Source organism: Serratia sp. NFX21 (genome assembly GCF_048517035.1).
GTDB lineage: Bacteria > Pseudomonadota > Gammaproteobacteria > Enterobacterales > Enterobacteriaceae > Serratia > Serratia quinivorans.
In genome coordinates this window covers 2,235,336-2,261,348 of the sequence record NZ_CP183196.1, presented here as the reverse complement: position 1 = coordinate 2,261,348, position 26,013 = coordinate 2,235,336, and the positions used below count along the sequence as shown (strand labels likewise).

Here is a 26,013-nt window from a genome sequence, read left to right as displayed (position 1 = left end):
CATGATAGATAACCCGCTGAATTATGGCCCTTATCCTCAAAAAAACTGTGACTTTGCCACCGATTTAGGAATACGTGGAGCTTGGGCGTAAAACCCCGTATCATTGCGCGTTTTTAGTACGCTCAAAAAGTGAAGACAATGACGCAAACTTTTATCCCTGGCAAAGATGCCGCGCTGGAAGACTCTATCGCCCGTTTCCAACAGAAATTAAGCGATCTGGGTTTTAATATCGAAGAGGCCTCCTGGCTGAACCCGGTGCCGCACGTATGGTCGGTTCACATCCGCGATCGCGATTGCCCGCTGTGCTTCACCAACGGTAAAGGCGCCAGCAAGAAAGCTGCGCTGGCTTCCGCTTTGGGCGAATACTTCGAACGCCTTTCTACCAACTATTTCTTTGCCGACTTCTATCTGGGCAAGCAGATTGCCGAAGGCGATTTCGTGCATTACCCGAACGAGAAATGGTTCCCGATCCCGGCCGATGATTCGCTGCCGGCCGGTATTCTCGATGAACGTCTGCATGCATTCTACAATCCGGATCAGGATGTTAACGCCAGCGATCTGATCGATCTGCAGTCCGGTAATGGCGATCGTGGCATTTGCGCCCTGCCGTTTTCCCGTCAGTCAGACCAGCAGACGGTTTATATCCCGATGAACATCATCGGTAACCTTTATGTGTCCAATGGCATGTCTGCCGGCAACACCGCCAACGAAGCTCGCGTGCAGGGTTTGTCTGAGGTGTTCGAGCGCTATGTGAAAAACCGCATCATCGCCGAATCCATCAGCCTGCCGGAGATCCCGGCGGAAGTATTGAACCGCTATCCGGGCGTGGTGGAAGCCATCGCCAAGCTGGAAGAAGAAGGTTTCCCTATCCTGTCCTACGACGCCTCACTGGGCGGCAATTATCCGGTGATCTGCGTTGTGCTGTTCAACCCGGCTAACGGCACCTGTTTCGCCTCGTTTGGTGCCCACCCTGATTTTGGCGTGGCGCTTGAGCGTACCGTGACTGAACTGCTGCAGGGCCGCAGTCTGAAGGATCTGGACGTGTTCACCGCGCCAACCTTCGACGACGAAGAAGTGGCGGAGCACACCAACCTGGAAACCCACTTTATCGATTCCAGCGGTTTGATCTCCTGGGATATGTTCAAGCAGGATGCGGATTACCCGTTTGTCGACTGGAGCTTCAGCGGCAGCACTCAGGAAGAGTTCGCCACGTTGATGAGCATCTTCGATAAAGAAGGCGCGGAAGTGTACATCGCCGACTACGAGCATCTGGACGTGTACGCCTGCCGTATCATAGTACCGGGCATGTCAGACATCTATCCTGCGGAAGACCTGCTGCTGGCTAACAACAGCATGGGCGCACATCTGCGAGATCTTCTGCTGGCGCTGCCGGGCAGTGAGTGGGAGCCACAAGAATATCTGGCGCTGATTGAACGCTTTGACGACGAAGGCCTGGACGATTTCACCCGCGTGCGTGAGCTGTTGGGGATTGCCACCGGTAAAGACAACGCCTGGAATACCCTGCGCGTGGGCGAGCTGAAATCAATGCTGGCGCTGGCCGGCGGCGATATGGATCAGGCGCTGATCTGGGCCGAATGGACGCAGGACTTCAACGCATCGGTGTTGAGCCCGGCACGCAGCAACTACTACCGTTGCCTGCAAACCCTGCTGTTGCTGACGCAAGAGCCAGAACGCGATCCGGCGCAGTACTACGCGGCCTTCGTGAAAATGTACGGTCAGGAAGCGGTGGATGCTGCCTCTGCGGCCATCAGCGGCGAAGAGCGCTTTAACGGCCTGTTCGCGGTCGATAGCAGTCTGAAAGCCTTGCCGGCTCATCAGGCTCTGTTAGCGGCCTACGAAAAACTGCAGAACGCCAAGCGCCGTTATTGGGCACAGGCATAATCTCAGTACCTTTTGCGCCGGTGGATCTCTGCCGGCGCTAAACCTCAAAGTCTCTGCTCAAAAATACCACCCTCTTATTTTGGCGGTTAAATAAGCGAGTTTTCTGTTTATTTTTTTCGACTCATTACGCACTTATCGGCAAACAAGACAAATAAAACGGCAATTGTTACTGGCTGGTGAAATAATAATTAACCGATAATTAAACCCTACCACCTGAAAAGTGACAAAATGCGTTAAAATTTAACCTTATCGAGGCTACCACAACCGTCTTTTCAAAATTATTTGCAAACATTAAAAAATAGTTTTATCATTAAATTCAATAATTTAACTCAATAAACCTTGCGATTTATCTGGTTTTTGGCTGCTTTAGTTTCTCGCCTTATGATCCAAATCAATTTTTACCCTATACTGCTTTGTTAGTATCTTATTGCGTTGTTTTAACCCTTAAAAGCGAGAGTTAGTGTGAAAGCTGACAACCCCTTCGATCTGATATTACCTGCAGCAACGGCGAAAATCGCTGAAGATGCAGGTGTGTATAAAGCCACCAAGCATCCGCTGAAAACGTTTTATTTGGCGATCACTGCCGGCGTCTTTATTTCAATCGCATTCGTGTTTTATATCACTGCGACTACCGGCACTGCCGGTGTGCCTTTCGGCCTGGCAAAACTGGTCGGCGGCATCTGTTTCTCTCTGGGGTTAATGCTGGTGGTGGTTTCGGGCGCCGACCTGTTCACCTCCACCGTGCTGATTGTCATTGCCAAGGCCAGCGGCCGCATCAGCTGGTGCCAACTGGGCGCCAACTGGCTGAATGTCTATATTGGCAACCTGATTGGCGCACTGTTCTTTGTGGCACTCATCTGGTTCTCTGGCGAGCACATGGTCGCCAACGGTCAGTGGGGCCTGAACGTCCTGCAAACCGCGGATCACAAGCTGCATCACACCTTTGTTGAGGCCGTCTGCCTCGGCATCCTGGCTAACCTGATGGTCTGCCTGGCGGTGTGGATGAGCTACTCCGGCCGCAGCCTGATGGACAAAATGTTCGCCATGATCCTGCCAGTCGGTATGTTTGTCGCCAGCGGTTTTGAACACAGCATCGCCAACATGTTTATGATCCCTATGGGTATCGTGGTTAAAAACTTCGCCACGCCAGAATTCTGGCAAGCCGTAGGGGCAACACCTGAGCAGTTTGCTCATCTGACCGTAAGCAACTTTATCATCGACAACCTGATCCCGGTCACCATTGGCAACATCATTGGTGGCGGCCTGCTGGTTGGGTTGACTTACTGGGTAATTTATCTGCGTGGTGGTGAACAACAGCACTAAGCTGTTAGTTACCGCGCGCCGAGTTAGAACTCCACAAATAAAGGTAGGTGTATAATGACCGAACTTAACGAGAAGTTAGCCAAAGCTTGGGAAGGTTTCAGTAAGGGTGACTGGCAGAATGAAGTCAACGTTCGTGACTTCATCCAGAAAAACTACACTCCTTACGAGGGTGACGAATCCTTCCTGGCCGGCGCAACTCAGGCCACTTCCACCCTGTGGGACAAGGTTATGGAAGGGATCAAACTGGAAAACCGCACCCATGCGCCAGTTGATTTCGACACCAACGTTGCAGCTACCATCACTTCGCACGACGCAGGCTACATTGCCAAAGAGCTGGAAACCATCGTTGGTTTGCAGACTGATGCACCACTGAAACGCGCGCTGATCCCATTCGGCGGCATCAAAATGGTGGAAGGTTCTTGTAAGGTCTATGGCCGCGAACTGGATCCACAGCTGAAAAAAGTGTTCACCGAATACCGCAAAACCCACAACCAGGGCGTATTCGATGTTTACACCAAAGACATTCTGAACTGCCGTAAATCCGGCGTGCTGACCGGTCTGCCAGATGCATACGGCCGTGGCCGCATCATCGGTGACTACCGTCGCGTAGCCCTGTACGGCATCGATTTCCTGATGGCCGACAAGCTGAACCAGTTCAAGTCACTGCAGACCAAGCTGGAAAACGGCGAAGATCTGGAAATGACCATCCAGCTGCGTGAAGAAATTGCTGAACAGCATCGCGCTCTGGGTCAAATCAAAGAAATGGCGGCCAAATACGGCTGCGATATCTCTGGCCCGGCTACCACCGCGCAAGAAGCCGTACAGTGGACCTACTTCGGCTACCTGGCTGCAGTGAAATCCCAGAACGGCGCAGCCATGTCCTTCGGCCGCGTGTCCACCTTCCTTGACGTGTTTATCCAACGCGACATCGAAGCGGGCAAACTGAACGAAGAACAGGCGCAGGAACTGATTGACCACCTGGTGATGAAACTGCGTATGGTTCGCTTCCTGCGTACCCCTGAGTATGATGAACTGTTCTCCGGTGACCCAATCTGGGCGACTGAGTCCCTGGCAGGTATGGGCGTTGACGGCCGTACCCTGGTCACCAAAAACAGCTTCCGTTTCCTGAACACCCTGTACACCATGGGGCCGTCTCCGGAACCGAACATGACCATCCTGTGGTCTGAAAAACTGCCGTTGAACTTCAAAAAATACGCTGCGAAAGTGTCTATCGACACCTCCTCCGTACAGTATGAAAACGACGACCTGATGCGTCCTGACTTCAACAACGATGACTATGCCATCGCCTGTTGCGTCAGCCCGATGATTGTCGGCAAACAAATGCAGTTCTTCGGTGCCCGTGCCAACCTGGCGAAAACCATGTTGTACGCCATCAACGGCGGCGTTGATGAAAAAATGAAAATCCAGGTTGGCCCGAAAGAAGCGCCAATGATGGATACCGTGCTGGACTATGACAAAGTCATGGAACGCATGGACCACTTTATGGATTGGCTGGCCAAGCAGTACGTGACCGCGCTGAACATCATTCACTACATGCACGACAAGTACAGCTATGAAGCTGCACTGATGGCGCTGCATGACCGTGACGTTTATCGCACCATGGCTTGCGGCATCGCCGGTCTGTCTGTGGCGGCTGACTCCCTGTCTGCTATCAAGTACGCTAAAGTGTCCACCATCCGTGACGAAGACGGTCTGGCCGTTGACTTCAAAATCGAAGGTGAATACCCGCAGTTCGGTAACAACGATGCTCGCGTAGATGACATCGCCTGTGACCTGGTAGAACGTTTCATGAAGAAAATTCAGAAACTGCGCACCTACCGTAATGCAGTAGCGACTCAGTCTGTACTGACCATCACCTCTAACGTGGTTTACGGCAAGAAAACCGGTAACACCCCAGATGGCCGCCGTGCAGGCGCTCCATTCGGTCCAGGTGCCAACCCAATGCACGGCCGTGACCAGAAAGGTGCCGTAGCGTCCCTGACCTCCGTAGCCAAACTGCCGTTTGCCTATGCGAAAGACGGGATCTCCTACACCTTCTCCATCGTGCCAAACGCGCTGGGTAAAGATGACGACGTGCGTAAAGCCAACCTGGCAGGTCTGATGGACGGTTACTTCCACCACGAAGCCTCTATCGAAGGTGGCCAGCACCTGAACGTTAACGTGATGAACCGTGAAATGCTGCTGGACGCGATGGAAAACCCTGAGAAATATCCTCAGCTGACCATCCGCGTATCCGGTTATGCCGTTCGCTTCAACTCGCTGACCAAAGAACAACAGCAAGACGTAATTACCCGTACTTTCACTCAGTCGATGTAATTGCCCCATCCGGGCGGGGTTTCCCGCCCGGTGGTTAAGCTGAAACCCGGGGCCGGATCTTTCCGGCCTTTTTAATAAATGCACTCCCCTGACTCAGCGCGAGTCTGTTTTGCCAGATGGCTATACTCAATAGAATGGCTATCCGGCAAAACAGTTAACCGGCGTAATAACCGGCCAACAGGAATCGTTCCACCCCAGTCGCCGGGCCCTGCCCGCTTGCTGCATCGCTGATCCCTGTCTGGCGGTTACAAGCCTACTTTTAGACTGCGTTTGACAGTCAATATTGGAGAAAACCCCGCAATGTCAGTGAAAGGTCGCATCCACTCCTTCGAATCCTGTGGCACCGTAGACGGCCCAGGGATCCGCTTTATCGTTTTCTTCCAGGGCTGCCTGATGCGCTGCCTGTATTGCCACAACCGTGATACCTGGGATACCCACGGCGGGAAAGAAGTCACCGTGGAAGAGCTGATGAAAGACGCCGTCTCTTATCGCCACTTTATGAACGCTTCCGGCGGCGGCGTTACCGCTTCCGGCGGCGAGGCGATTTTGCAGGCCGAGTTCGTCCGCGACTGGTTCCGCGCCTGCCACGAAGAAGGTATCAACACCTGTCTGGACACCAACGGTTTTGTCCGCCGTTACGATCCGGTGATCGACGAACTGCTGGATGCCACCGATCTGGTCATGCTGGATCTCAAACAGATGAACGACGACATTCACCAAAATCTGGTCGGCGTTTCCAACCACCGCACGCTGGAGTTCGCTCGCTATCTGGCGAAACGTAATCAGCGCACCTGGATCCGTTACGTCGTGGTGCCGGGTTGGTCAGATGATGACAAGTCGACGCACCTGTTGGGCGAATTCACCAAGGATATGACCAACATCGAGAAAATCGAACTGCTGCCTTATCACGAACTGGGCAAGCATAAGTGGGTGGCGATGGGGGAAGAGTACAAGCTGGACGGCGTCCATCCGCCGAAAGCGGACACCATGGAACGCGTCAAAGGCATTCTGGAAAGCTACGGCCACAAAGTGATGTACTGAGGCCTTGGCTACAAAAAAAACCCGGCGCGCTATGGCCGGGTTTTTTATGCTCAGGCGGCAGCCAGCGGGGTGTGTTGCGGGTCCGGCTTTTTCAGCAGCATCATCAGATAGACCAGGGCGACTGCGGCGATCATCACAAACAGCGATTGGTCGGAATAATTTTGCATCAGCAGCGCCGTCATCGACGGGCCGAGCAGGCTGCCGATGGTGTAACTCATCAACAGTGCCTGATTCATCGCCACCAGCTCATGAGGCATCGCTTTCTCACAGGCCCAGGACATCGCGACCGGGTACAGGGTAAACCCGGCACAGCCGAGAATGAATAGCGCCGGTGCCATGGCAGAGTGACTGAGCATCGCCACGCTGGCGAGGATCACCACGAATACCTGAATACGCAACACCAGCAGGCGCCCATAGCGATCAGCCAGTCGCCCTACCGGCCACTGGCCAACAATGCCTGAACTGACCAGTAATGCCATCCAGTAACCGACGTTGGCGTCGCTCATCCCCTGATGGGATAAATACAGCGGCATCAGGCCATACAACGAGCCGAGAACAATACCGGAGATAATACAGCCATTGATGCCCAACCGCGCACTGCGGCGTTTCAGCATCGGCCAAACCGCGGCGTGCTGAGGTTCGTCGTGCTGGCTGTTAATCCGGGCAAACAACATCGGCAACATGGCGCTAATCACAATGGCCGTCACCCAGGGCACCACGTTCAACAGTTCGGTAGACACCATACTCAGCAGCAGTTGGCCGACCACCGTTCCCAGGTAGTAAACCATCATATAGGCCGCCAGCAGTTGGCCACGGTTGGTAAGATTTCCGCTACGCAATAAGGCGCTCTCAACAATCACCCAAATCCAGGCGCAGCCGATACCGGCAAAGAAACGCCAGCCCATCCAACTCCAGAAATCGAGCGACAACGCCATACCGGCGGTCGCCACGGCGAACACCACGCAGGCAAGGTGATAACTGCGGGTAAACCCAATGCGCTGGATCAGTTTGCCCGCCATCAGCGTGCCAAACAGATTGCCGGTAAAGTAAGAGGAACTTACCATTCCCACCTGCCCGGTTGACAACTGAGCATGGGTTAACCAAAGAGGAACTAACGTATTCAATACGGCAATAGAAACCGTGAGCAACAACAGGCCACAGAGCAGCAGGAGCACTGGCCGGGAATATGCGGACATAGTGAGATTGAAACCGAACGCGCAATGAGAGTGCGCGCATCATGCCACTGGCGATAAAAAAGTCAATCAGCTCTTATCAGTGGATCGCACGATTTGTTTTTTGTCATCCTAGTGCAGGGTAACATCATCAGGAAAGTGCCCCCCAATGACCGCTTAAGGCATGCGCCAATCGGGTTCCGGCGCCGCCCCTTCCCTGAGGGCAACGCCGGCTTTTCTTAGCGCGACCGGTGATAAACCATAGCCAACTGACCCGCAATTTCGGCGGTGTTCACCAATACTGCCGCATTGGCCATGGCCGAACGCCCATGGGTCGCCTGCTCAACCGCTTTCATAATGAATTTGGTTACCTGGCTGCCAGTTACGCCTTCGGCGGCCGCATTCTCGATGGCGGCCTGGATCGCTGCCTGAACGTCACGGCTGTCAATCGCATCCTCCGGTTTGGTCGGTGCTGCCACCACCATCGCCGCACTGCCCGGCAATGCGTGGTTAATATCAATCGCCTGAGCAATCGCCTCCAGACTGTCCAGCCGTTGCGGACTGCGATAGCCGCTACTGCGACAATAGAAGGCCGGGAAATCGTCCGTCTGATAGGTCACCACGGGAACGCACTGGGTTTCCAGAAACTCCAGCGTACGCCCGATATCGAGGATATTTTTGGCTCCTGCGCACACCACCGTCACGTTAGTGCGGGTAAATTGGATCAAATCGGAAGAGATATCCATGCTGTCTTCTCCCCCGCGATGCACACCACCAATGCCCGCAGAGGCAAAGAAACCAATACCGGCCAGTTCGGCCAACATCAGCGACGAAGCCACCGTGGTGGCTCCCATGCTTTTTTGCGCCAGCACAAAAGGCAAATTGTTGCTGGATACTTTCGCAATGCCAGGCGTGGTGGCGAAACGTTCGATCTGTTCGCGATGCATGCCCACCAAAATTTCGCCATCGCAGATACCAATGGTCGCAGGAACCGCGCCGCTGCGGCGGACTGCCGCCTCCACCGCCAGCGCAGTCTCCACATTGGCAGGATAGTTCAGCCCGTGGGTAATGACGTTTGACTCCAGTGCAACCACCGCGTGGCGACTTTCCAGGGCGGCCTTCACTTCAGGATGAATAACCAAAGGCAGTAAATTAGCTTGCATCATGACTCACTTATCACATTAACGGAAACAGAGGGAAACAGGGCCGCTTGCAGTTGCGCGACACCTTCAGGCAGCAGCAGTTGGTAATGGTCCACCGCCAGCGAGATCACCCGCGGTGGATTGGCCTGCAGGGCCGGTGAATTTTCAAGTTGGGAATAATGGTCACCGGCCGCTTTAATAACGGTCACCGGCGCCCGAACCTGGCGTTGCTGCAGTTCCTCGAAGTTATAGCCGAAGGCATAGGTTTGCTTGACGATCTCAATGATCCGCACCACCAGTTCCACCTGAAGCTGTGGGAAACAGCGGCAAATAAAACGCACAAAGTCCCCCTCTTCACGGCACTCTGCCAGACAGCGTTCAAGCAATGGCCCTTCCACCTGGCGGGCAAAAACGGAAAATAAAATCGCCACAAACACCGGATTGGTGAAGTTGACCTGCTGGTTACCCTCTTGCTCTCGGTCAAATTGCGTTTTCGGCGAACCGGGAGCAATCAGGTACAGCTCCTCCACCACCTGCCCCTCGGCCTCCAGCTGGTAGGCAGCCTCGAAAGCCACGCGTGCGCCGAAGGAATATCCCCACAACGTATAGGGCCCCTGGGGTTGCAAGCGTCGGATTTGCGCGATATCTGCCGCCGCCATCTGCTGAATGGACTCTAGTGGCAGCTCCCCTTCGTTAATGCCCAGCGCCTGCACGCCATAAAAGGCACGCGCCTGGCTCAGACTCTCTCCCAGCGCTTTCAGACTTAGCGGATAGCCTCCCAGACCTGGCCAGCAAAAAATCGCCGGTGCCTGCTGTCGATTAAAGGGCACCAAGCGCGACAACTGTGGCGCGAGATAGGCATTGCGTTCTATCCAGTCGGCCAAAGCAACGATGTTCGGCGTTTGGAACAGGATCTGCATCGGCAATTTAATATCGAGCGCTTTATTGACCTGGTTGATAAACATGACTGCGGTGAGTGAGTTACCCCCGCTCTCAAAGAAATCATCGTCCGCAGAGACCCTTTCCCACTTCATGACCCGGCACCAGATTTCGGCCAAACGCTGTTGTAATTCGCCCTCCGGTACCACGATTGGCTTTTCGGTATTCAGTTGGCAAGCATACATACGATTAAGCGTTTGTTGGTCGACCTTACCGTTGGCCATCAGCGGTAGCTTGTCCATGACCAGCACGCGGTTCGGGATCATGTATTGTGGCAACTGCGCGGCTAAATCGGCTTTCAGCATTTCAGTTGGCCCTTGCATATGCACCCGATCCTCATCCATGCCGTCATGGCACAGCTGCGACTGGCTGAGCGGGCCGCCGATACAGAAATAACAGCTCTGCATCGGCAACCCGTGGCGGGTCAATAGCGTCCGCATCGCCTTTGCAGCAGGCAAGTCGTGCCCGCTTTTCGAACTATAGCCGGCCGACATCATCCCCAGCCCCAGCGGATTGGCTTGCAGACGATGCAGCGCACGCCCCAGCATAATGTAATGCCCCAGAGCATCGGCATGGTTGTTCACCAGCATGATGCCAAAACCTGCACGCTGATAGACTTGCTGATTGATAGCGATAACGTGATGACGTGCCAGGATCTCCTCATCCATAAAATGCAGCGAGCCCTGGCGATAGTGGTACAGCCCAGGAGACATATCGGCGACGCCCTGCGCATGAACCTGGACAAAAAATTCCGGGTGGTCGACAACGGCCTCCATATTGGCGGGCTGAATGCGAAAATCGCCGAAATAATAGTCAGTTGCGGCTCCGTCATACCACTGTGGCAACGCCCCCGGCTGGGCGCCGGAGGCTGCCTGCAGACCATATTCTGGCAGTAGTTCATCGAACAGCCCCAACATATGACCGGCCTCCATCTCCAGAACCTCCTGAATATTGTTCTGATAAACCTGATCGATAGCCGCGCGTTTGCCGATAAAGTGGATTTCAAGGCTGCCCGTTGCCTGTTCAGGCAGTTCGCATACGCAATACAGACGGTGGTTTACCGGGTGGTAATAGTAGATCCCCGCCGGCCAGCCAAACATTCGGTGTAGCTCGAGATACATCTGAACCGAATACAGCGCCCCCGGCGATGCGTAGGCATATTTGGGCAACAATCGTTTTTCACTGGCGAACTGGCCAAAGTTACGCAGCAGCGCGCCAAAATCCTCCACCGACAGCGTTTGCAGGTCGCTCGCCAACATGGCACGCGGGCTGCGCCCCAGAATTGACAATAATTGCGCCTCGGTAACCCGCGTCGTCCCTTCAAAGAAACGGTAACTTTTGCGGCTGAAAGCCCGATAGTTTTGCTGCGCCGTAGCCTGTGCGCCGGCAAGCGCGATCGCTGGCAATGCCCGGCACTCGTCCTCGCTGCGGCACCCCGCATTGGACAGCTGCGCCTTGACCTGTTGCCTGCTGGCCTTCGACTGATGATGCTCGCCGTGGACCCCCTGATCCATCAACGCCGCATGCTGTGAGTCCAACTCGACGCAGGCGATCAGGTTTTGATAATGCGTTCGCTCGTCTTCATTGACCATTACCGCCGCCCTTTTCACCCAGAGGTGACGCTCAATCGCCAGGCGAATTTCATCGAGTTCGATACGGTAACCGCGCAGTTTAATCTGGTTATCTGCCCGGCCGGCAAAGTGATAGCAGCCGAGACTATCCCGGTAAACCACATCGCCAGTGCGATACATGCGCGCATGTTCCGCAGCAGAGTTAAATGGATTCGTCAGAAACCGTTCAGCCGTTAACTCAGGACGCAGCAAATAGCCATTGGCCACCTGCACACCGGAGATGTACAGCTCGCCTTTTTCACCCTCGGCCACCGGCTGACGGTGCGCATCAAGCACATAAAACGCGGTATCCTCCACCGGCCGACCTATCGAAACGGCGTCAGGTGACTGTTCCAGACTCTCTTTCTCAACCTCGTGCACCGACGCATTGATGGTACATTCCGTTGGGCCATACAGGTTGATCAGGCGAGCTTGCGGCAGGCACTGAAAGAATTGCTTTGCCAGGTTGCGCGTCAATATTTCGCCACCGCAAAAGACCTGCGTTAACGCCTGGCAATCCTGCAACAGTGGCTGCTCGACCAGCGCTTGCAGCAGCGTCGGTACGCATTGCAGGCTGGTGATTTGATGACGCAGCAAGGTCGCCACCATCATATCCGGATCGCGGTAGCAGTCCTTCGGTGCTATCACCAGCGAACATCCCATCGCCGGCGCCAGGATCTCCCACTGCGCCGCATCAAAACTCATGGGCGTTTTCTGCAAAATCTTACTCTGTGCGCCAAAAGCAAAACGATGGGACAGGTAATGCATATGACGAGAAATATTAGGGTAACTGACCATTACGCCTTTCGGTTTGCCCGAACTACCTGAGGTGTAAATCACATAAGCCAGCCGCGCGGCATCGGAAGAATCAGCAATGTCAAAAACCGCTTTGGGCAAATCAGAAAGATAAGGGATATCATTGTCGGTAATAATCGTGACATCTGGCCCGATCAGCGTTTGCAATTTTTCTTTGAGATGATATTGGCAAAGAATAACTTTTACCTCTGAGTCGGTAATCATATAACGCAACCGCTCATCGGGATATTCTGGCGCCAACGGCAAATAAGCATAACCGCTGGCCAAAATACCCCAGGCACCGCTTACCAGAGTAGTGGAAGGCTCGCAGAATAAACCGATACAGACTCTGTCAGTGTTAATCCACTGCCGCAAACAGGAGGAAATACTAAAAACATGATGGCAGAAGTCGCGATAACTCAGTACGCTGTCCGCGTCTTGTACCGCAATGGCTTCGGGTTGCTGGCTGTAGTGTTGAGCCAACTGTTCAAATAGTCCCGCCGAAATATCCATTTTTACTCTATGAACGCCTCACATTTGCCAGGATCCCGGTAGGGTTGTAATGACGACATGCTTTAGCAACACTCCCCATTCAGGGAAAATGCCGGCCTTATACAATTAGGGGATATCTGTCGTTGTCATTACTGTCGTTATCCATGCAGCTTTTCGGCATTCACCCTCTTTCAGAGTTAATAGTTGCCAGTTGGCAGATGACAACTGACGTCATTTTTTTCGCAGGCATGAGCCTGAGCGACTTTTGCCCATATCCTTTGGATCTATTTATTTGTCATGGCGCTAATGGCGTTATCGGCGTAAGCATGGCGATATTTATCGCCCGTAAACTTTCACCATTAAGAAATAGCGCTGTCTGCGGCCCTGAATAACCCGTAATGCTTTTGCTGTTGCTAGCCTGCTGCTGCGCGACTAACGTCTCTGTGACGGCACCAGTCAACCACGGCGGCAAAAGAGCTTACAATAATGCTGGGCTCGGCCGCGGCCAGTACCTGACGATTTTGAATACCATAATCCACCGCGATCACCTGACAGCCAACCTGATGAGCCATCAATATGTCGTGCGTAGTATCCCCCACCATCACCGCATCGATCGCCCTGACCTGATAGTGATCCAGGATTTTGTTGCCAGACTCCGGCGCCGGTTTTTTCTCCGTTACCTGGTCAGCACAAACCACCACATCAAACAACGGGGCAATGCCCGCCGCCGCCAATAGCGAATTTGCACTGCGTGCGAACTTATTGGTGGTCACCGCCAGATGAAAACCCGCTCCTTTCAACTGTTGCAGGCCCGCAGCGACGCCAGGAAATAACAGTGATGCCGCCATGGGTAAAATCAGCGTCTGAAACTGCCGTTGATACTCCGCCACGCAGTCGGTTACTGTCTGGCTATCGGCCTCCTGAGACAGCAATTGGGCAAAGGCACGCTCCAACGGCAGGCCTATCGTTTCACGAATCAGCTCATCCTCGGCCGGCTGCGGTAATTGCAGTTGTTGAAAGGTGGCACGAAAGGCAGAGACTATCGCTCTCGCCGTATCAAACAGGGTGCCGTCAAGGTCAAACATAATGACTCTGAGTTCAGATTTCATAGATGTCACCTTCTTGAGGGTCAGTAATTAGGGACTTTAATTAAGCAGTCTTTTTTATTTTCTATTTCCGGGCGATAAACCTGCGCCTGCCAATCCTCGGCAGATACCGGCTCTATTGCAATGGAGACGACGCCGGCATCGCACTGTAATGCTTGCGTAATAGCCCGCGTTATCTCCTCTGCCAGTGCATTCTTGGCAGTTTGGGAAAGTACCTGCGGAAAGTGCTGAATTTTCACGTGCGGCATGTCTTTTTCCTTTGTAGAGTTTAATTACCCGTGCCGGGTACCAAAATATCGGTCACCAAAGTCGCCGATCCCCGGTTTCATAAAGGCCTGATCCGAGAGTCCCTGTTCAATGGATGAGGTCACCAGTTGGATGTCAGGGAAACGGGCAAACAAACGTTCGACCCCCACCGGCGATGCCAATACATTAACAACATAGATATTTTCCAGCGGCACGCCTTGCTCCAACAGCGTTTCGATTGCCATGATCAGCGAACCGCCCGTGGCCAGCATAGGTTCAAATAACAACACGGCGCGTTCGGCAATATCGTCGGGGAAATGTGAGTAGAAGTATTTGGGTAGCTTGCTTTGCGGATTGCGTTGAATAAGTATTTTGCCTATCGGCTGGCCGCTAAACATTCTGCGATACTCGCCCTCAAAACTTTCCCCGGCACGGATAACCGAAACGCCGCAAATACCGCGGGCAAGTTTTAGCCCCGCATAGGTTTCGCCAATGGGCGTAATCACCTCATTTTTTTCATACGGCAGTAAGGCGGCAACCTGCACCAGCAGTTGGCGCAACAGTTGATCGCTATAATATTCGAAGCAGGCGTGCTCCGCCTGCTTATTACGGATTTGGGTGTGTAAATAAGTAAGATAATGACTTGGGGCTAGCAGATGAATATTAGAAAGTTTCATAACCTTGTTCTTTTAACAGAGTAATGGATGCATAAGCACCGCCCTTCACCGGGTTAGGTGAAAGGAAGGCTTATATCGATTAAAAATAAAAGTCAGTCTGTAACTTATCAATATCAACAGGGAATAATCAGTCGATAAGATGCCTTTCCTTTAGCTCGCTCAATACTTTTACCGCCGCTTCGGAACAGAGATGGCAGTCCGCATGGGTCAACCAGGAAACTTCTTCTATTTCGGCACTGGCTTTGACTTCACCAATAAAGTCGGCAGTAAAACAATGTATTTTCACCATTACGTCAGCGGGTTTACCATCGGCCTGCCCATGGAATTCGCCCAATGAAATAATACTGTCATTAATTAAATCAACGGAAAGTTCTTCTTTAATTTCTCGGGTAAGAGCCTCGCGATCGCTCTCTCCGATTTCCCGCTTGCCGCCAGGAATATAAAACGTCGTCTTGTTATACGAACGAGCCATCAGGACTTTTTTATCCTGAATATATACCCAGCCTAATTTATCAATAAATTTTGTAGCAGGACGGTTATTCACTCTGTTGACCTCTCACTCCAGGTTAGGTGCATGCTCAAACGACGGCGGCAATTGGGGAGTTGTGGTGAACTGGTGTGCGGTGGCGCGGTACAAGGTGCATTTGGTGCGCAACCATAGCAGTTTCATCACATAAACCAGTTTTGGATTATGCTCCTCTTCCTCCTCCACGGCTCGCGCGGTGAGCTGCTGCCACTCGCGTTCCCATAGCGGATCGCGGATATCGTCATATTCATCGGCATAAAGATGCTGGAGAGATTGTAACTTATCGGGGTGAGCCAAACTATCGGTAGCAAACAACATGCACTGCATCCCGACCCAGTAGCTGCAAAGCACGTCGCGCGCCTCTTGCTCGGGTAAATGCCTGGCGATTTGTTCCATGGCCAACAAAGACGTCAACAGGTGCAGCAGCAGAAAATTCCCCGGCGTGGTCAGGTAGATTAATGTGACCGTCTGATAGAATTGCGCCCACACCTGCTCGAGGCTCTGTTGTGTCAGCCACTCCGGCTGGCGATAAATCTCTTCATGGCCCTGTTCCAATACGCAGGCGATGCGATATTGCAGCCCGGAACGCTGTAATTCAGGATGGATACGCGCCTTGATTTCCTCAGCCGGCGTTTCAATAACCGCGCTCTGCCAGGCCAGCATCTCTTCCCGCCGTTGCTGCCAGCAGTTCGCCAAACGTAGCACAGAGTCAAAGACCCTTGGCTCCCCAAGACGTGAGTCGTATTGGGAGCGTCGATGATGGCAGGGTACGTACGAATAGGCCATATAGGCCAAGCCTTCGACGATCATCACCTCATGCTCGGCCAGCAACGCCCAACCCAGATGAATGGTGCCATGCGTCAACGAGCCCACCCAACCGTCAATCAGTTCCGGCAGGTAGCTGGCAAGCACCTGTTCACGTCCCTGCTCACGTATCTGCTGCCGGAAAAAGTCGCAATAGGCGCTAAAGCTGCTTCGTTTGCCCCGCAGGCTACGCCAGTTCGCGCTATCAATCTGGTACCTGGCTTTTCTTGGTGGCTCCAACCCCATACCGTAAGGCGTCATGGCGGCATAGCGCCGGTAATACCAGGCGATACGCTCCTCAGGCACGCCCAACCCAGACAAGGCGATAACGGCATGTTTAACATGATTGGTGAGATGCCCGTTAAACTCTATGTCGTATCGCTGATCATCTAACAGTTCATTTATCATGATGATATTTCTCGAGTGTCGATAGGATGATCCCAATGGTGATCAATGCCACTCCCAATAGCTGAATGAGATGACTGCGCCCACCTTGATTAATCACATCAAACAGCACGGCCGAGAACATCTGACCGCCAATAATTAATACCGAAGTATTTAGCGCCCCCATTTTGGGGAACACGTAGCTGCTGGTTGCCACGAACAGTGCGCCACACCCGCCACCAACCCAGGCATAGGCCGGAACTTGAGCCCAATGGAACTGCCCTAGCTGTTGCCAGTAAAACGCCGCCACCAACAGGGTCAGAAATAAGAACCCCACCGAGTGATTCCATAAGGAGGTGCGAAATGCGCCAATAGAGGCACTCAGTTGGCCATTAATAACCCTGGCAGAGCTAATAATCATCCCGTTTAACAGGGCAATAAAAATAAGCGTATCCACGTCATCGCTCCCTAAAGGCTATAGATAATAAGAAAACAGCCGGAAATAATCAGAGCAGAGATATAAAGGCTACTGCGAGTCATTTTTCGTTTTTGTGAGCCGAATAAACCAAAGTGATCTGAGACAAACCCGAATAATAATTGCCCAACCAGGCCAAGAGAAATTGTGCTGGAGAGAGGAATGCCACCGTTAATTGCCATCGTAGCCAAAATGACGGTAAAGGCTCCGGGAATGCCGCCAAGATAGAGCCACCAGGATCGTTTCTGTGGTTTATTATTCGATTCCTGAGGATTTTTTTTAACAAATAATAGAATAAGCAGCAATGAACTCAACATGCCAATACCGTGAGCCACCCAAGAGGCGACGACAGAAGAGGTTTGTTCAGACAGAGCGCTGTTGGCTTGAAACATTAAGGTAAGAAAAAAACCGCTAAGTATAGCGATAAAAATATTTTTAAAATTGCCTATCATAATGTGTAACCTGCGCATTAAAAAACCACTAAGGTGATTTTACAATCCTTGTACAGCAAAGCCTAAGAACGATGCCAAGAAGCTTTTACTCATATAATCCGCAAAAAAAACTACACCCATCGATAAAGCATGTCAATGGAATGTTAAGATTGATTTAATAATTCATTAAACTTAAACATTCGGGGAATTGATGATGGAACAGAGGGGGTGAGGCACTGGCGATAACCAGCCCTTTTATGGCTCGATGTAGAGGGTAAACCAGGAACGGCCGCCAGCTTTGGCGGCCGTTCCTTTGTATCAGAAATGCAGTTCTAAAGATTCAACTTCAGCAGAGCATTCGGCAGCCCAGGCGCTCAGAGTGATCTGCGCCAATTGCGCCAGCCCCTGATAGAAAGGATGTTGCGCATTCGCCTGCAGCAATTCCAGATAGCGCGGTGCCCAAGGCAGCAAATGTTTGGTCAGCAATTGCTCCACCAACCCGCCCTGACGCTCTTCGGCTAACCATGCCACCATCATCAACAAAGTACCGATGTGATCTTCCGGCTCATTGCGATCGTGTTGCGCGTCGATACCATTGGAACGCAACCACCTGCGCAGACGCAAAGTGGAATTGCCAAACAGCACGTTCTCTTTGTCCAGATACACCGAACCCCATAACGGAGCCGGTAAGGTGTCAGGCCCGACAAACAGACGTTGGTAAGCCTCTGCCAACGACTCCTCTTGTTTATCTTCAATGCCGGTGGAAATCAGTGCTGCCGCCGTCTGCAACTGCTCGGCGTCGCCATACGGCCACTCTTTGACCCACTCAGATTCAGACAAGGTTGCCAACAGCTGTTGACCGTCTTCACTTTCTGGCGGTGCATACAACAACACACCCAGCACCCGGCCCGTTAAAGCGATATTTTCAAGCGTCATAAATCAAGGATCCTATTAAGGGCACAGCGAACTGTGCCTGACTACAATATTAACCGGCTACCGCCATGCCAACGGTCATATGCAGGCCGTAGAACACACCACGGCCTACCAACTCACCGGCGATAACCAAAATCAAACCTAAAACCATCCCCATCACGCTCGCGTTACCCCGGCGCAACAGTGGGCAAATCCAACAGCCTAAACCTGACACCACCAACACCAGCCGCCCAACCATTAACTGGCCATATTGCGGGATCAGCGTGGAGGCCTGCTGTACCGAGCTATTGATACTGGCCAACTCATAGCCTTGCATCATCACCGCACACAGGCTTGCCAACAGTGCCACCACGCTAAGAATAGCCAGTGAATAGCGGGCTGATACCGCTAATCCAGCCGCACGCAGCAATAAAACGCCCAGCAACGGCCCGCAGATCAGCGTCGTCAGGAAAAAGTTCAGCGTAGTGTAACCGTTATGCCAGGTTGGCACAGTATCGATTTGATACACCCGCGTCATGGCGTAAACAAAGACCACGCCCAGCGCCATGGTCACCCACAGCCACACTTTACCCAACGCCGGTGGCATTCTGCCCAGTATCGCCAGCAGCCAATAAAAACCACCGACGGCAAAGAACAACGCGCCACTGGCAATTTCGTTGCTCAACGCCGAAGCGCCAATGCGGTTTAACGAGTTGAACGCGCGTAACGGTGACCCAAGATGTAGCGTAGAAGCGACAAAAGCGATGCCCATCAGCAACCACAAACAGAACATTGAGCGATGAACTGCCCGGCCCTGCTGTTCGTTCAGATTGCCACCGATCACCGCCCCCGCCATGACCAAGGTCGCTCCCACCACTGATTGCCCCAATACGGTAAACAGCATCAGCGGCCATTCATGCCATCCCATGCCCATATTAAACCTCCTTCGGATTGGCCAAATAGCCCGTGGTATCGCCACATGGCCGGCTATTGGCATTGGGTTTCAGCACTATGCTCGGCCGGGTAAAATGCGCCGCCGGCAGCGGAGCCATCTGTGCCAGGGTGCCATGCTGCTGCCGTAATTGTTCGATTGGGCCAAAGTCCAGTGCCCGTAGCGGACAGGACTCCACGCAAATAGGCTTGTTGCCCTCCGCCACCCGTTCATGGCAACCATCACATTTGGTCATGTGTCCTTTGGCTGCATTGTATTGTGGTGCGCCGTACGGGCAGGCCATATGGCAATAGCGGCATCCAATGCACACCTCTTCATTCACCACCACAAAACCGTCTTCCCGTTTGTGCATCGCACCGGTCGGGCACACTTTGGTACAGGCTGGATCTTCACAATGGTTGCAGGCGATCGACAAGTAATAGGCAAACACGTTTTGTTGCCAGCCTTCGCCATCCTGTTGCCAATCACCTCCGGCATATTCGTAGACGCGGCGGAAGCTGACGTCCGGCGTCAGGTTTTTATAGTCTTTGCAGGCCAGTTCGCAGGTTTTGCAGCCGGTGCAACGACTTGAATCGATAAAGAATCCATATTGCTGAGTCATTGGCTACCCCTTATACCTTTTCGATTTGGATCAGATTGGTATGCTGCGGATTCCCCTTGGCCAACGGCGAAGGCCGGTGGGTGGTCAGGGTATTCATGCAGGCGCCGTGGTCGACCCGATCGCCACTCATATTGGCCTGATGCCAGGCTCCCTGCCCCATAGCGACCACACCCGGCATGATGCGCGGCGTCACCTTGGCTTCGACACGGACCTCACCACGTCCATTGAATACCCGCACCTGGTCGCCGGCGATGATGCCCCGAGAGTGAGCATCCAATGGATTGATCCACACCTCCTGGCGGCAAGCCGCCTGCAGAACATCGATATTGCCGTACGAGGAATGGGTGCGGGCCTTGTAGTGGAAACCAAACATTTGCAGCGGGTAGGTGTTACGCAGCGGATCGTCCCAACCTTCAAAGGTCGAGGCATAAACCGGTAACGGACTGATGGTTTCGTCTTTCTCCAGCTGCCAGTCGTTGGCGATCTCGGCCAACCTGCTGGAATAGATCTCTATCTTGCCGGACGGCGTTTTTAACGGGTTCGCTTCGGGATCCTGACGGAAATTTTTATAAGCCACGAAATGGCCATTGGGATCTTTACGCTTGTAGATCCCCATGCTACGCAACGCTTCATAGCCCGGCAGCAGCGGATCCCGCGCCTGCATTTTGGCGTATAAATGCTGCAGCCACTGCGCCTGGGTACGCCCTTCGGTGAATTTCTGATGTACTTCTGGCCCTAAACGGCGCGCCACTTCACTCAGCACTTCATAAATGCCCTTACGTTCAAATTTGGCGGCGGTGGCGGGTTGAATAAAGATCAGATACCCCATGTTGCCGGCATAGTCGTTGGGAATGATATCTTCCTGTTCAACGGTCATCAGGTCCGGCAGCAGAATATCGGCATATTTCGCCGACGAGGTCATAAAGTTCTCAATCACCACGATCATTTCGCACTGAGAATCGTCCTGCAAAATATCGTGGGTTTTATTGATGTCAGAGTGCTGATTGGTGATGGTGTTACCGGCATAGTTCCAGATGAACTTGATCGGCACGTTCAGTTTTTCCTGGCCACGCACCCCATCACGCCTGGCGGTCATCTCCGGGCCCCGTACAATGGCATCGGTCCAGCTAAAGCAGGAGATCTGCGCTTTGACCGGGTTGGTCAATACCGGCATACGCTCAATGGTAATGGTATAGGTTGATTCACGCGCGCCGCTGTTGCCGCCATTAATGCCGACATTGCCGGTCAGGATCGGCAGCATGGCGATGGCACGCGAGGTCAGTTCACCATTGGCCTGCCGCTGAGGCCCCCAGCCCTGGCAGATATAGGCCGGTTTGGCGCTGCCGATTTCGCGCGCCAGTTTGATAATGCGCGCTGCCGGAATACCGGTAATTTTCGCCGCCCACTGCGGCGTTTTCTCGACGCCATCGTCACCCAACCCAAGAATGTAAGCCTTGTAGTGGCCATTTGTCGGGGCGTCGGCGGGTAAGGTTTTTTCGTCGTAGCCAACGCAATACCGATCCAGAAACGGCTGGTCGACCAAATTCTCGTTGATCAACACATGTGCCAGTCCGGCGACCAATGCCGCATCCGTGCCTGGGCGAATCGGGATCCATTCATCCTCACGCCCGGCGGCGGTATCGGTATAACGTGGATCGATAACAATCATCCGCGCATTGGAGCGTTCGCGTGCCTGCTCCAGATAATAGGTGATGCCGCCCCCGCTCATTCGCGTCTCGGCCGGGTTGTTACCGAACATCACCACCAATTTGCTGTTTTCAATATCCGAAGTACTGTTGCCCAGATTGCTGCCATAGGTGTAAGGCATGGCGCAGGCAATTTGCGCAGTGCTGTAAGTACCGTATTGGCTAAGGTAACCGCCATAGCAATTCATCAGACGGGCGACCAGCGAGGCATTTGGCGATGAGCGGGTGATATTGCCGCCGACAATACCTGAGGTGTAATTGATATATACCGCTTCGTTGCCGTACTGTTCGACAATACGCTTCAGATTGTTGGCGATGGCGTCATAAGCTTCGTCCCAACTGATACGTTTGAAATTGCCTTCACCACGCTTACCGACGCGTTTCATGGGATAATTCAAGCGGTCAGGATGGTTCATACGGCGACGAATAGAGCGGCCGCGTAAACAGGCTCGAACCTGATGGTCGCCGTATTCATCCAGACCGGTGTTATCGGTTTCGACCCAATACACTTCGTCGTCGCGGACGTGTAAACGCAAGGCACAGCGACTGCCACAGTTAACTGAACAGGCGCCCCAGACCACTTTGTCCTGCGAGGCTTGCAGCACACTTTCGCTAATTGAAACCGCTAATGCGCGGCGACTAAATGGCAATGCTATGCCACCGACGGCCAGCGCCAGCCCGACGATACCGCTGGATTTTACCAACGTGCGGCGACTGAATCCCCCAGACTCCTGACGGTTTGTTTTGTTTTCCGACATAACTCACTCCACGTTTTACCCTGGTATTGATAAACGTCATGCCCTTCACTCAAGGCGGCGAACAGAGGAGACAGATGCGGTGTCTGCTGATGAGCCTGAACAAAAACCCTCCTCTCTGAGTGGATATTACTCAGAAGTGAGTAGTGAACTTTGTCTGCTATCAATAAAGCGGGGGAAGTATCTGAAAGAAAAAAGGCTTTCGAACAAAGGGGTAATAATTTTCTTATAAAAAAAGCGCCCGCAGGCGCTTTTCGTAACATAACTAAATCGTTAACCGATGTATTCCAGGCCACCCATATATGGGCGTAATACTTCCGGAACCTGAATACGGCCATCAGCCTGCTGGTAGTTTTCCAGCACTGCGACCAGCGTACGACCTACTGCCAGACCAGAACCGTTCAGCGTATGCACCAGGCGCGGCTTCTTCTCGGTTTTGCTGCGGCAACGGGCCTGCATGCGGCGTGCCTGGTAATCCCACATGTTGGAGCAGGATGAGATCTCACGGTAAGTGTCCTGCGCCGGCAGCCACACTTCCAGATCATAGGTCTTGCACGAGCCTGCGCCCATGTCACCGGTACACAGCAACATTTTGCGGTATGGCAGGTTCAGCAACTGCAGCACTTTCTCTGCATGACCGGTCAGCTCTTCCAGCGTAGCCATCGAGTCTTCCGGACGGACGATCTGCACCATCTCAACTTTGTCGAACTGGTGCATGCGGATCAAACCACGGGTGTCACGGCCATAAGAACCGGCTTCGGCACGGAAACAAGGCGTATGCGCAGTCATCTTCAGCGGCAGAGATTCCTCTTCCAGGATCTCGTCGCGCACCAGGTTGGTCAATGGCACTTCTGCGGTTGGGATCAGTGCGTAGTTGCTGCTGTCGGATTCTTCTTCCAGCGGTTTGGTGTGGAACAAGTCTTCACCAAATTTCGGCAACTGGCCGGTACCGAACAGTGTGGCATGGTTAACCAGGTAAGGAACGTAAGTTTCCTGGTAGCCGTGTTGTTCGGTATGCAGATCCAGCATGAACTGGGACAACGCGCGGTGCATACGGGCAATTTGCCCTTTCATCACCACAAAGCGTGAACCGGTCAGTTTTACCGCAGCGGCAAAGTCCAGACCACCGGCCATTTCGCCCAGATCGACGTGATCGCGTACCGCGAAATCATACTGGCGCGGCTCGCCCCAGCGGCTGACTTCCAGGTTATCGCTGTCGTCTTTACCGTCTGGTACTTCATCGTCAGGCAGGTTCGGGATCGCCAACGCATAGTCACGGATTTCAGCCTGCAGCTGATCCAGCGCGGCCTTGGCCGTGTCCAGCTTGTCACCCAGTTCGTTTACTTCGCGACGCAGCGGCTCAATGTCTTCCCCGCGCGCTTTAGCCGCGCCGATGGATTTCGATCGGGAGTTACGTTCTGCCTGCAGCGTTTCGGTTTCTACCTGCAGAACTTTGCGACGCTCTTCTTGAGAACGCAGCAGATCCAGATCGAGTTTAAAGCCTCGGCGAGCCAGTTTGACGGCGACTGCGTCTAGCTCATTACGCAGCAGATTGGGATCGAGCATGCTAATCCTGTGCTTATTGTTATTGAAAGAAAATTTGATGTTTTATTCGGCTGAATTTATAGCCGTATAAAGGAAGAGTGATACCCGCTAACCTTACCGCAACGGCAACGCTAGCGGTAGCGTTTTGTCTGGCTATTTTGATCCTGCTCAGCCAGCCATGCCAGCTTTTCACCGATTTTACCTTCCAGCCCGCGCGTGGTTGGATGATAGTAACGCGTCCTGGCCATTTCGGATGGGAAGTAATCCTCGCCGGCGGCATAGGCATTGGGCTCATCGTGAGCGTAACGATATTCTGCACCCAGCCCCATTTCCTTCATCAGCTTGGTTGGCGCATTGCGCAGATGCTCGGGTACATCATAATCAGCCATCTCTTTGGCATCACGTATTGCCGCTTTGAAGGCCGTGTAAACCGCGTTGCTTTTTGGCGCGCAGGCCAAATAGACGATAGCCTGAGCAATCGCCCTTTCGCCCTCCGCCGGGCCGACGCGGGTAAAGCAGTCCCAGGCCGCAATGGCTACCTGCATGCCACGCGGGTCGGCATTACCCACATCTTCAGAAGCAATCGCCAGCAACCGGCGCGCCACATACAGTGGATCGCCCCCGGCGGTAATAATACGTGCATACCAGTACAACGCAGCATCCGGCGCTGAACCACGCACCGATTTATGCAGCGCCGAGATCAGATCGTAAAAGCGGTCGCCTTTATTATCGAAACGCGCACTGCGTTCGCCAGAGACCTCTTTCAGTAATTCCGGCGTCAACACGCGAATGCCTTTGGCGTTGATCTCCGCCATGTCCGCCATCATCTCCAGGCTGTTCAGCGCCCGACGAGCGTCGCCGCCAACCAGCTCCGACAACATGCGGCGCGTCTCTTCCGGCAATTCGATATTCTGGCCGCCAAAGCCCCGGCTGCTGTCCTGCATCGCCTGATCCAGCACCTGGCTGATATCTTCGGCGGTCAGTGCCTTCAGCAAATAAACACGGGCTCGTGACAACAGCGCCGAGTTAAGCTCAAAAGACGGGTTTTCGGTGGTGGCGCCGATAAAGGTGATGGTGCCGTCTTCAATGTGCGGCAGGAAGGCATCCTGCTGGCTTTTGTTGAAGCGATGGACCTCATCGACAAACAGGATAGTGCGGCGACCGGCGTCACGGTTTTGGCGTGCACGCTCGATCGCCTCGCGGATCTCTTTGATCCCGGACGTGACGGCAGAAATACGCTCGACGTCCGCCTGACCATAACGACCGATCAATTCTGCCAGCGTCGTTTTCCCGGTGCCCGGTGGCCCCCACAGAATCATCGAGTGCAGTTGCCCCGCCTCGATTGCACGCGGCAAAGGCTTGCCGGCGGCCAGCAGATGTTGCTGGCCGATATACTGTGCCAGCGTGGTCGGCCGCATCCGCGCGGCCAACGGCTGGAATTCATTCTGGGAAAAATCGAGCGACATATTACTCACGCGGACCTCACTGGCGCTGGTCGTCCAGCGTCACCCCCTTCGGCGGGGTAAATTTAAATTTGCTGGCATCGGCAGCAACATTCTGCTGGCTTTTCAGCGTGTAAGAGCTGCGCTGGCCGTCCTGCTCAACCGCGGCAAAACTGCGGATAGTGCCGCTGTTATCCACGCTGATGGCGAACTGTTTCAGGTTACCGCTGCTGGATTTTGGCGTCAGCTCGAAATCATTACCCTTCTGTTTAACGTTGTACTGTTTCCAGTCATTGGCGTTATTGCGGGTGATCAGCATAAACGGCGTATTGCCGGTGGCATTTTTCAGCCAGGTGGCGGTCACCTGCTCAACAAAGGGGTTGTAGAACCACAGGGTCTGACCGTCTGATACCAGCACGCTCTCATCCGGCGAGGTCATGTGCCAGTTAAACAGGTTGGGACGCTTCACCCAAAGTTCACCTTCACCCTGCTGTACCGCAGCGCCATCGCTGCTGGTCACGGTCTGGGAGAAGCTGGCGTGGAAACTGTTCACTTTCGCCAGGCGACTTTGCAAATCCTGCGCGGCGTCGGCCAGCACGGAGGTGGAAGCGAATCCCGAAAGCAGACAACAGGCAACTAACAGTTTTTTCATTATTCCAGATACCTTATGAAATGCGTTAACCGCAAGGCGGTGCCGT

General features: G+C 53.4%; 22 protein-coding genes. 5 read left to right on the top strand and 17 right to left on the bottom strand.

Annotation, left to right across the window (positions count from 1 at the left end; all coding sequences use genetic code 11):
• Positions 1–138 precede the first annotated feature (138 nt).
• From ycaO to pflA, 4 genes are all read left to right on the top strand, one after another.
• A complete protein-coding gene (gene ycaO / locus ACNT1W_RS10665) occupies positions 139–1,902 on the top strand; it encodes a 30S ribosomal protein S12 methylthiotransferase accessory factor YcaO (RefSeq protein ID WP_017892273.1) in 1,764 nt (587 codons plus the stop codon).
• 462 nt (positions 1,903–2,364) lie between these two features.
• Positions 2,365–3,225, top strand: a complete 861-nt coding sequence (focA, locus tag ACNT1W_RS10660; protein WP_012006133.1) for a formate transporter FocA — start codon at positions 2,365–2,367, stop codon at positions 3,223–3,225.
• Between the two features lie 54 nt (positions 3,226–3,279).
• Positions 3,280–5,562, top strand: coding sequence for a formate C-acetyltransferase (gene pflB / locus ACNT1W_RS10655; RefSeq protein ID WP_017892272.1), 2,283 nt, complete (start codon positions 3,280–3,282; stop codon positions 5,560–5,562).
• A gap of 300 nt (positions 5,563–5,862) precedes the next feature.
• Positions 5,863–6,603 (top strand): pyruvate formate lyase 1-activating protein, encoded by a 741-nt coding sequence (pflA, locus tag ACNT1W_RS10650; protein WP_012006131.1) that lies wholly within the window; start codon positions 5,863–5,865, stop codon positions 6,601–6,603.
• A gap of 50 nt (positions 6,604–6,653) precedes the next feature.
• On the opposite strand, the gene ACNT1W_RS10645 is transcribed toward pflA, so the two are convergent.
• From ACNT1W_RS10645 to ACNT1W_RS10635, 3 genes are all read right to left on the bottom strand, one after another.
• Positions 6,654–7,799 carry an MFS transporter gene (locus ACNT1W_RS10645; protein ID WP_112362573.1) on the bottom strand — a complete coding sequence of 382 codons (1,146 nt, stop codon included), beginning with the start codon at positions 7,797–7,799 and terminating at the stop codon, positions 6,654–6,656.
• 215 nt (positions 7,800–8,014) lie between these two features.
• The gene (locus ACNT1W_RS10640; protein ID WP_419246754.1) at positions 8,015–8,941 is read right to left on the bottom strand and encodes a pseudouridine-5'-phosphate glycosidase; all 927 of its coding nucleotides are present in this window, start codon (positions 8,939–8,941) and stop codon (positions 8,015–8,017) included.
• The gene (locus ACNT1W_RS10635) at positions 8,938–12,774 is read right to left on the bottom strand and encodes an amino acid adenylation domain-containing protein (protein ID WP_419246753.1); all 3,837 of its coding nucleotides are present in this window, start codon (positions 12,772–12,774) and stop codon (positions 8,938–8,940) included. The genes ACNT1W_RS10640 and ACNT1W_RS10635 overlap by 4 nt, the downstream gene beginning before the upstream one ends.
• Before the next feature lie 122 nt (positions 12,775–12,896).
• On the opposite strand from ACNT1W_RS10635, the gene ACNT1W_RS10630 reads away from it, so the two are divergent.
• On the top strand, positions 12,897–13,145 hold the full coding sequence (locus ACNT1W_RS10630) for a hypothetical protein (RefSeq protein ID WP_156816645.1): 249 nt from the start codon (positions 12,897–12,899) through the stop codon (positions 13,143–13,145).
• Positions 13,146–13,166: 21 nt separating this feature from the next.
• Here ACNT1W_RS10630 and ACNT1W_RS10625 read toward each other — a convergent pair whose 3' ends face one another.
• From ACNT1W_RS10625 to lolA, 14 genes are all read right to left on the bottom strand, one after another.
• Positions 13,167–13,862: an HAD family hydrolase gene (locus ACNT1W_RS10625; RefSeq protein WP_261434700.1), complete on the bottom strand. Its 696-nt coding sequence runs from the start codon at positions 13,860–13,862 to the stop codon at positions 13,167–13,169.
• Positions 13,863–13,882: 20 nt separating this feature from the next.
• Positions 13,883–14,107 carry a tautomerase family protein gene (locus tag ACNT1W_RS10620; protein WP_135344442.1) on the bottom strand — a complete coding sequence of 75 codons (225 nt, stop codon included), beginning with the start codon at positions 14,105–14,107 and terminating at the stop codon, positions 13,883–13,885.
• Positions 14,108–14,131: 24 nt separating this feature from the next.
• The gene (gene upp / locus ACNT1W_RS10615; RefSeq protein WP_012006125.1) at positions 14,132–14,782 is read right to left on the bottom strand and encodes a uracil phosphoribosyltransferase; all 651 of its coding nucleotides are present in this window, start codon (positions 14,780–14,782) and stop codon (positions 14,132–14,134) included.
• A 127-nt stretch (positions 14,783–14,909) separates the two neighbouring features.
• Entirely contained in the window at positions 14,910–15,326 is a 417-nt protein-coding gene (locus ACNT1W_RS10610; RefSeq protein WP_012006124.1) for an NUDIX hydrolase, read from the bottom strand.
• A gap of 12 nt (positions 15,327–15,338) precedes the next feature.
• Entirely contained in the window at positions 15,339–16,520 is a 1,182-nt protein-coding gene (locus ACNT1W_RS10605) for a questin oxidase family protein (RefSeq protein WP_419246752.1), read from the bottom strand.
• Positions 16,510–16,953 (bottom strand): DMT family transporter, encoded by a 444-nt coding sequence (locus ACNT1W_RS10600; protein WP_012006122.1) that lies wholly within the window; start codon positions 16,951–16,953, stop codon positions 16,510–16,512. The genes ACNT1W_RS10605 and ACNT1W_RS10600 overlap by 11 nt, the downstream gene beginning before the upstream one ends.
• 11 nt (positions 16,954–16,964) lie before the next feature.
• Positions 16,965–17,423, bottom strand: coding sequence for a DMT family transporter (locus tag ACNT1W_RS10595; protein WP_012006121.1), 459 nt, complete (start codon positions 17,421–17,423; stop codon positions 16,965–16,967).
• Positions 17,424–17,720: 297 nt separating this feature from the next.
• Positions 17,721–18,338: a Tat proofreading chaperone DmsD gene (dmsD, locus tag ACNT1W_RS10590; protein ID WP_419246751.1), complete on the bottom strand. Its 618-nt coding sequence runs from the start codon at positions 18,336–18,338 to the stop codon at positions 17,721–17,723.
• 49 nt (positions 18,339–18,387) lie between these two features.
• Positions 18,388–19,248: a dimethyl sulfoxide reductase anchor subunit family protein gene (locus ACNT1W_RS10585; protein WP_012006119.1), complete on the bottom strand. Its 861-nt coding sequence runs from the start codon at positions 19,246–19,248 to the stop codon at positions 18,388–18,390.
• Between the two features lies 1 nt (position 19,249).
• The gene (locus ACNT1W_RS10580; protein WP_012006118.1) at positions 19,250–19,867 is read right to left on the bottom strand and encodes a DMSO/selenate family reductase complex B subunit; all 618 of its coding nucleotides are present in this window, start codon (positions 19,865–19,867) and stop codon (positions 19,250–19,252) included.
• 10 nt (positions 19,868–19,877) lie between these two features.
• A complete protein-coding gene (gene ynfE / locus ACNT1W_RS10575) occupies positions 19,878–22,331 on the bottom strand; it encodes a selenate/tellurate reductase subunit YnfE (protein WP_419246750.1) in 2,454 nt (817 codons plus the stop codon).
• Positions 22,332–22,601: 270 nt separating this feature from the next.
• On the bottom strand, positions 22,602–23,894 hold the full coding sequence (gene serS, locus ACNT1W_RS10570) for a serine--tRNA ligase (RefSeq protein WP_017892260.1): 1,293 nt from the start codon (positions 23,892–23,894) through the stop codon (positions 22,602–22,604).
• A gap of 110 nt (positions 23,895–24,004) precedes the next feature.
• Positions 24,005–25,348, bottom strand: a complete 1,344-nt coding sequence (locus tag ACNT1W_RS10565) for a replication-associated recombination protein A (protein ID WP_419246749.1) — start codon at positions 25,346–25,348, stop codon at positions 24,005–24,007.
• Between the two features lie 7 nt (positions 25,349–25,355).
• A complete protein-coding gene (gene lolA, locus ACNT1W_RS10560; protein WP_037421903.1) occupies positions 25,356–25,967 on the bottom strand; it encodes an outer membrane lipoprotein chaperone LolA in 612 nt (203 codons plus the stop codon).
• Positions 25,968–26,013 lie beyond the last annotated feature (46 nt).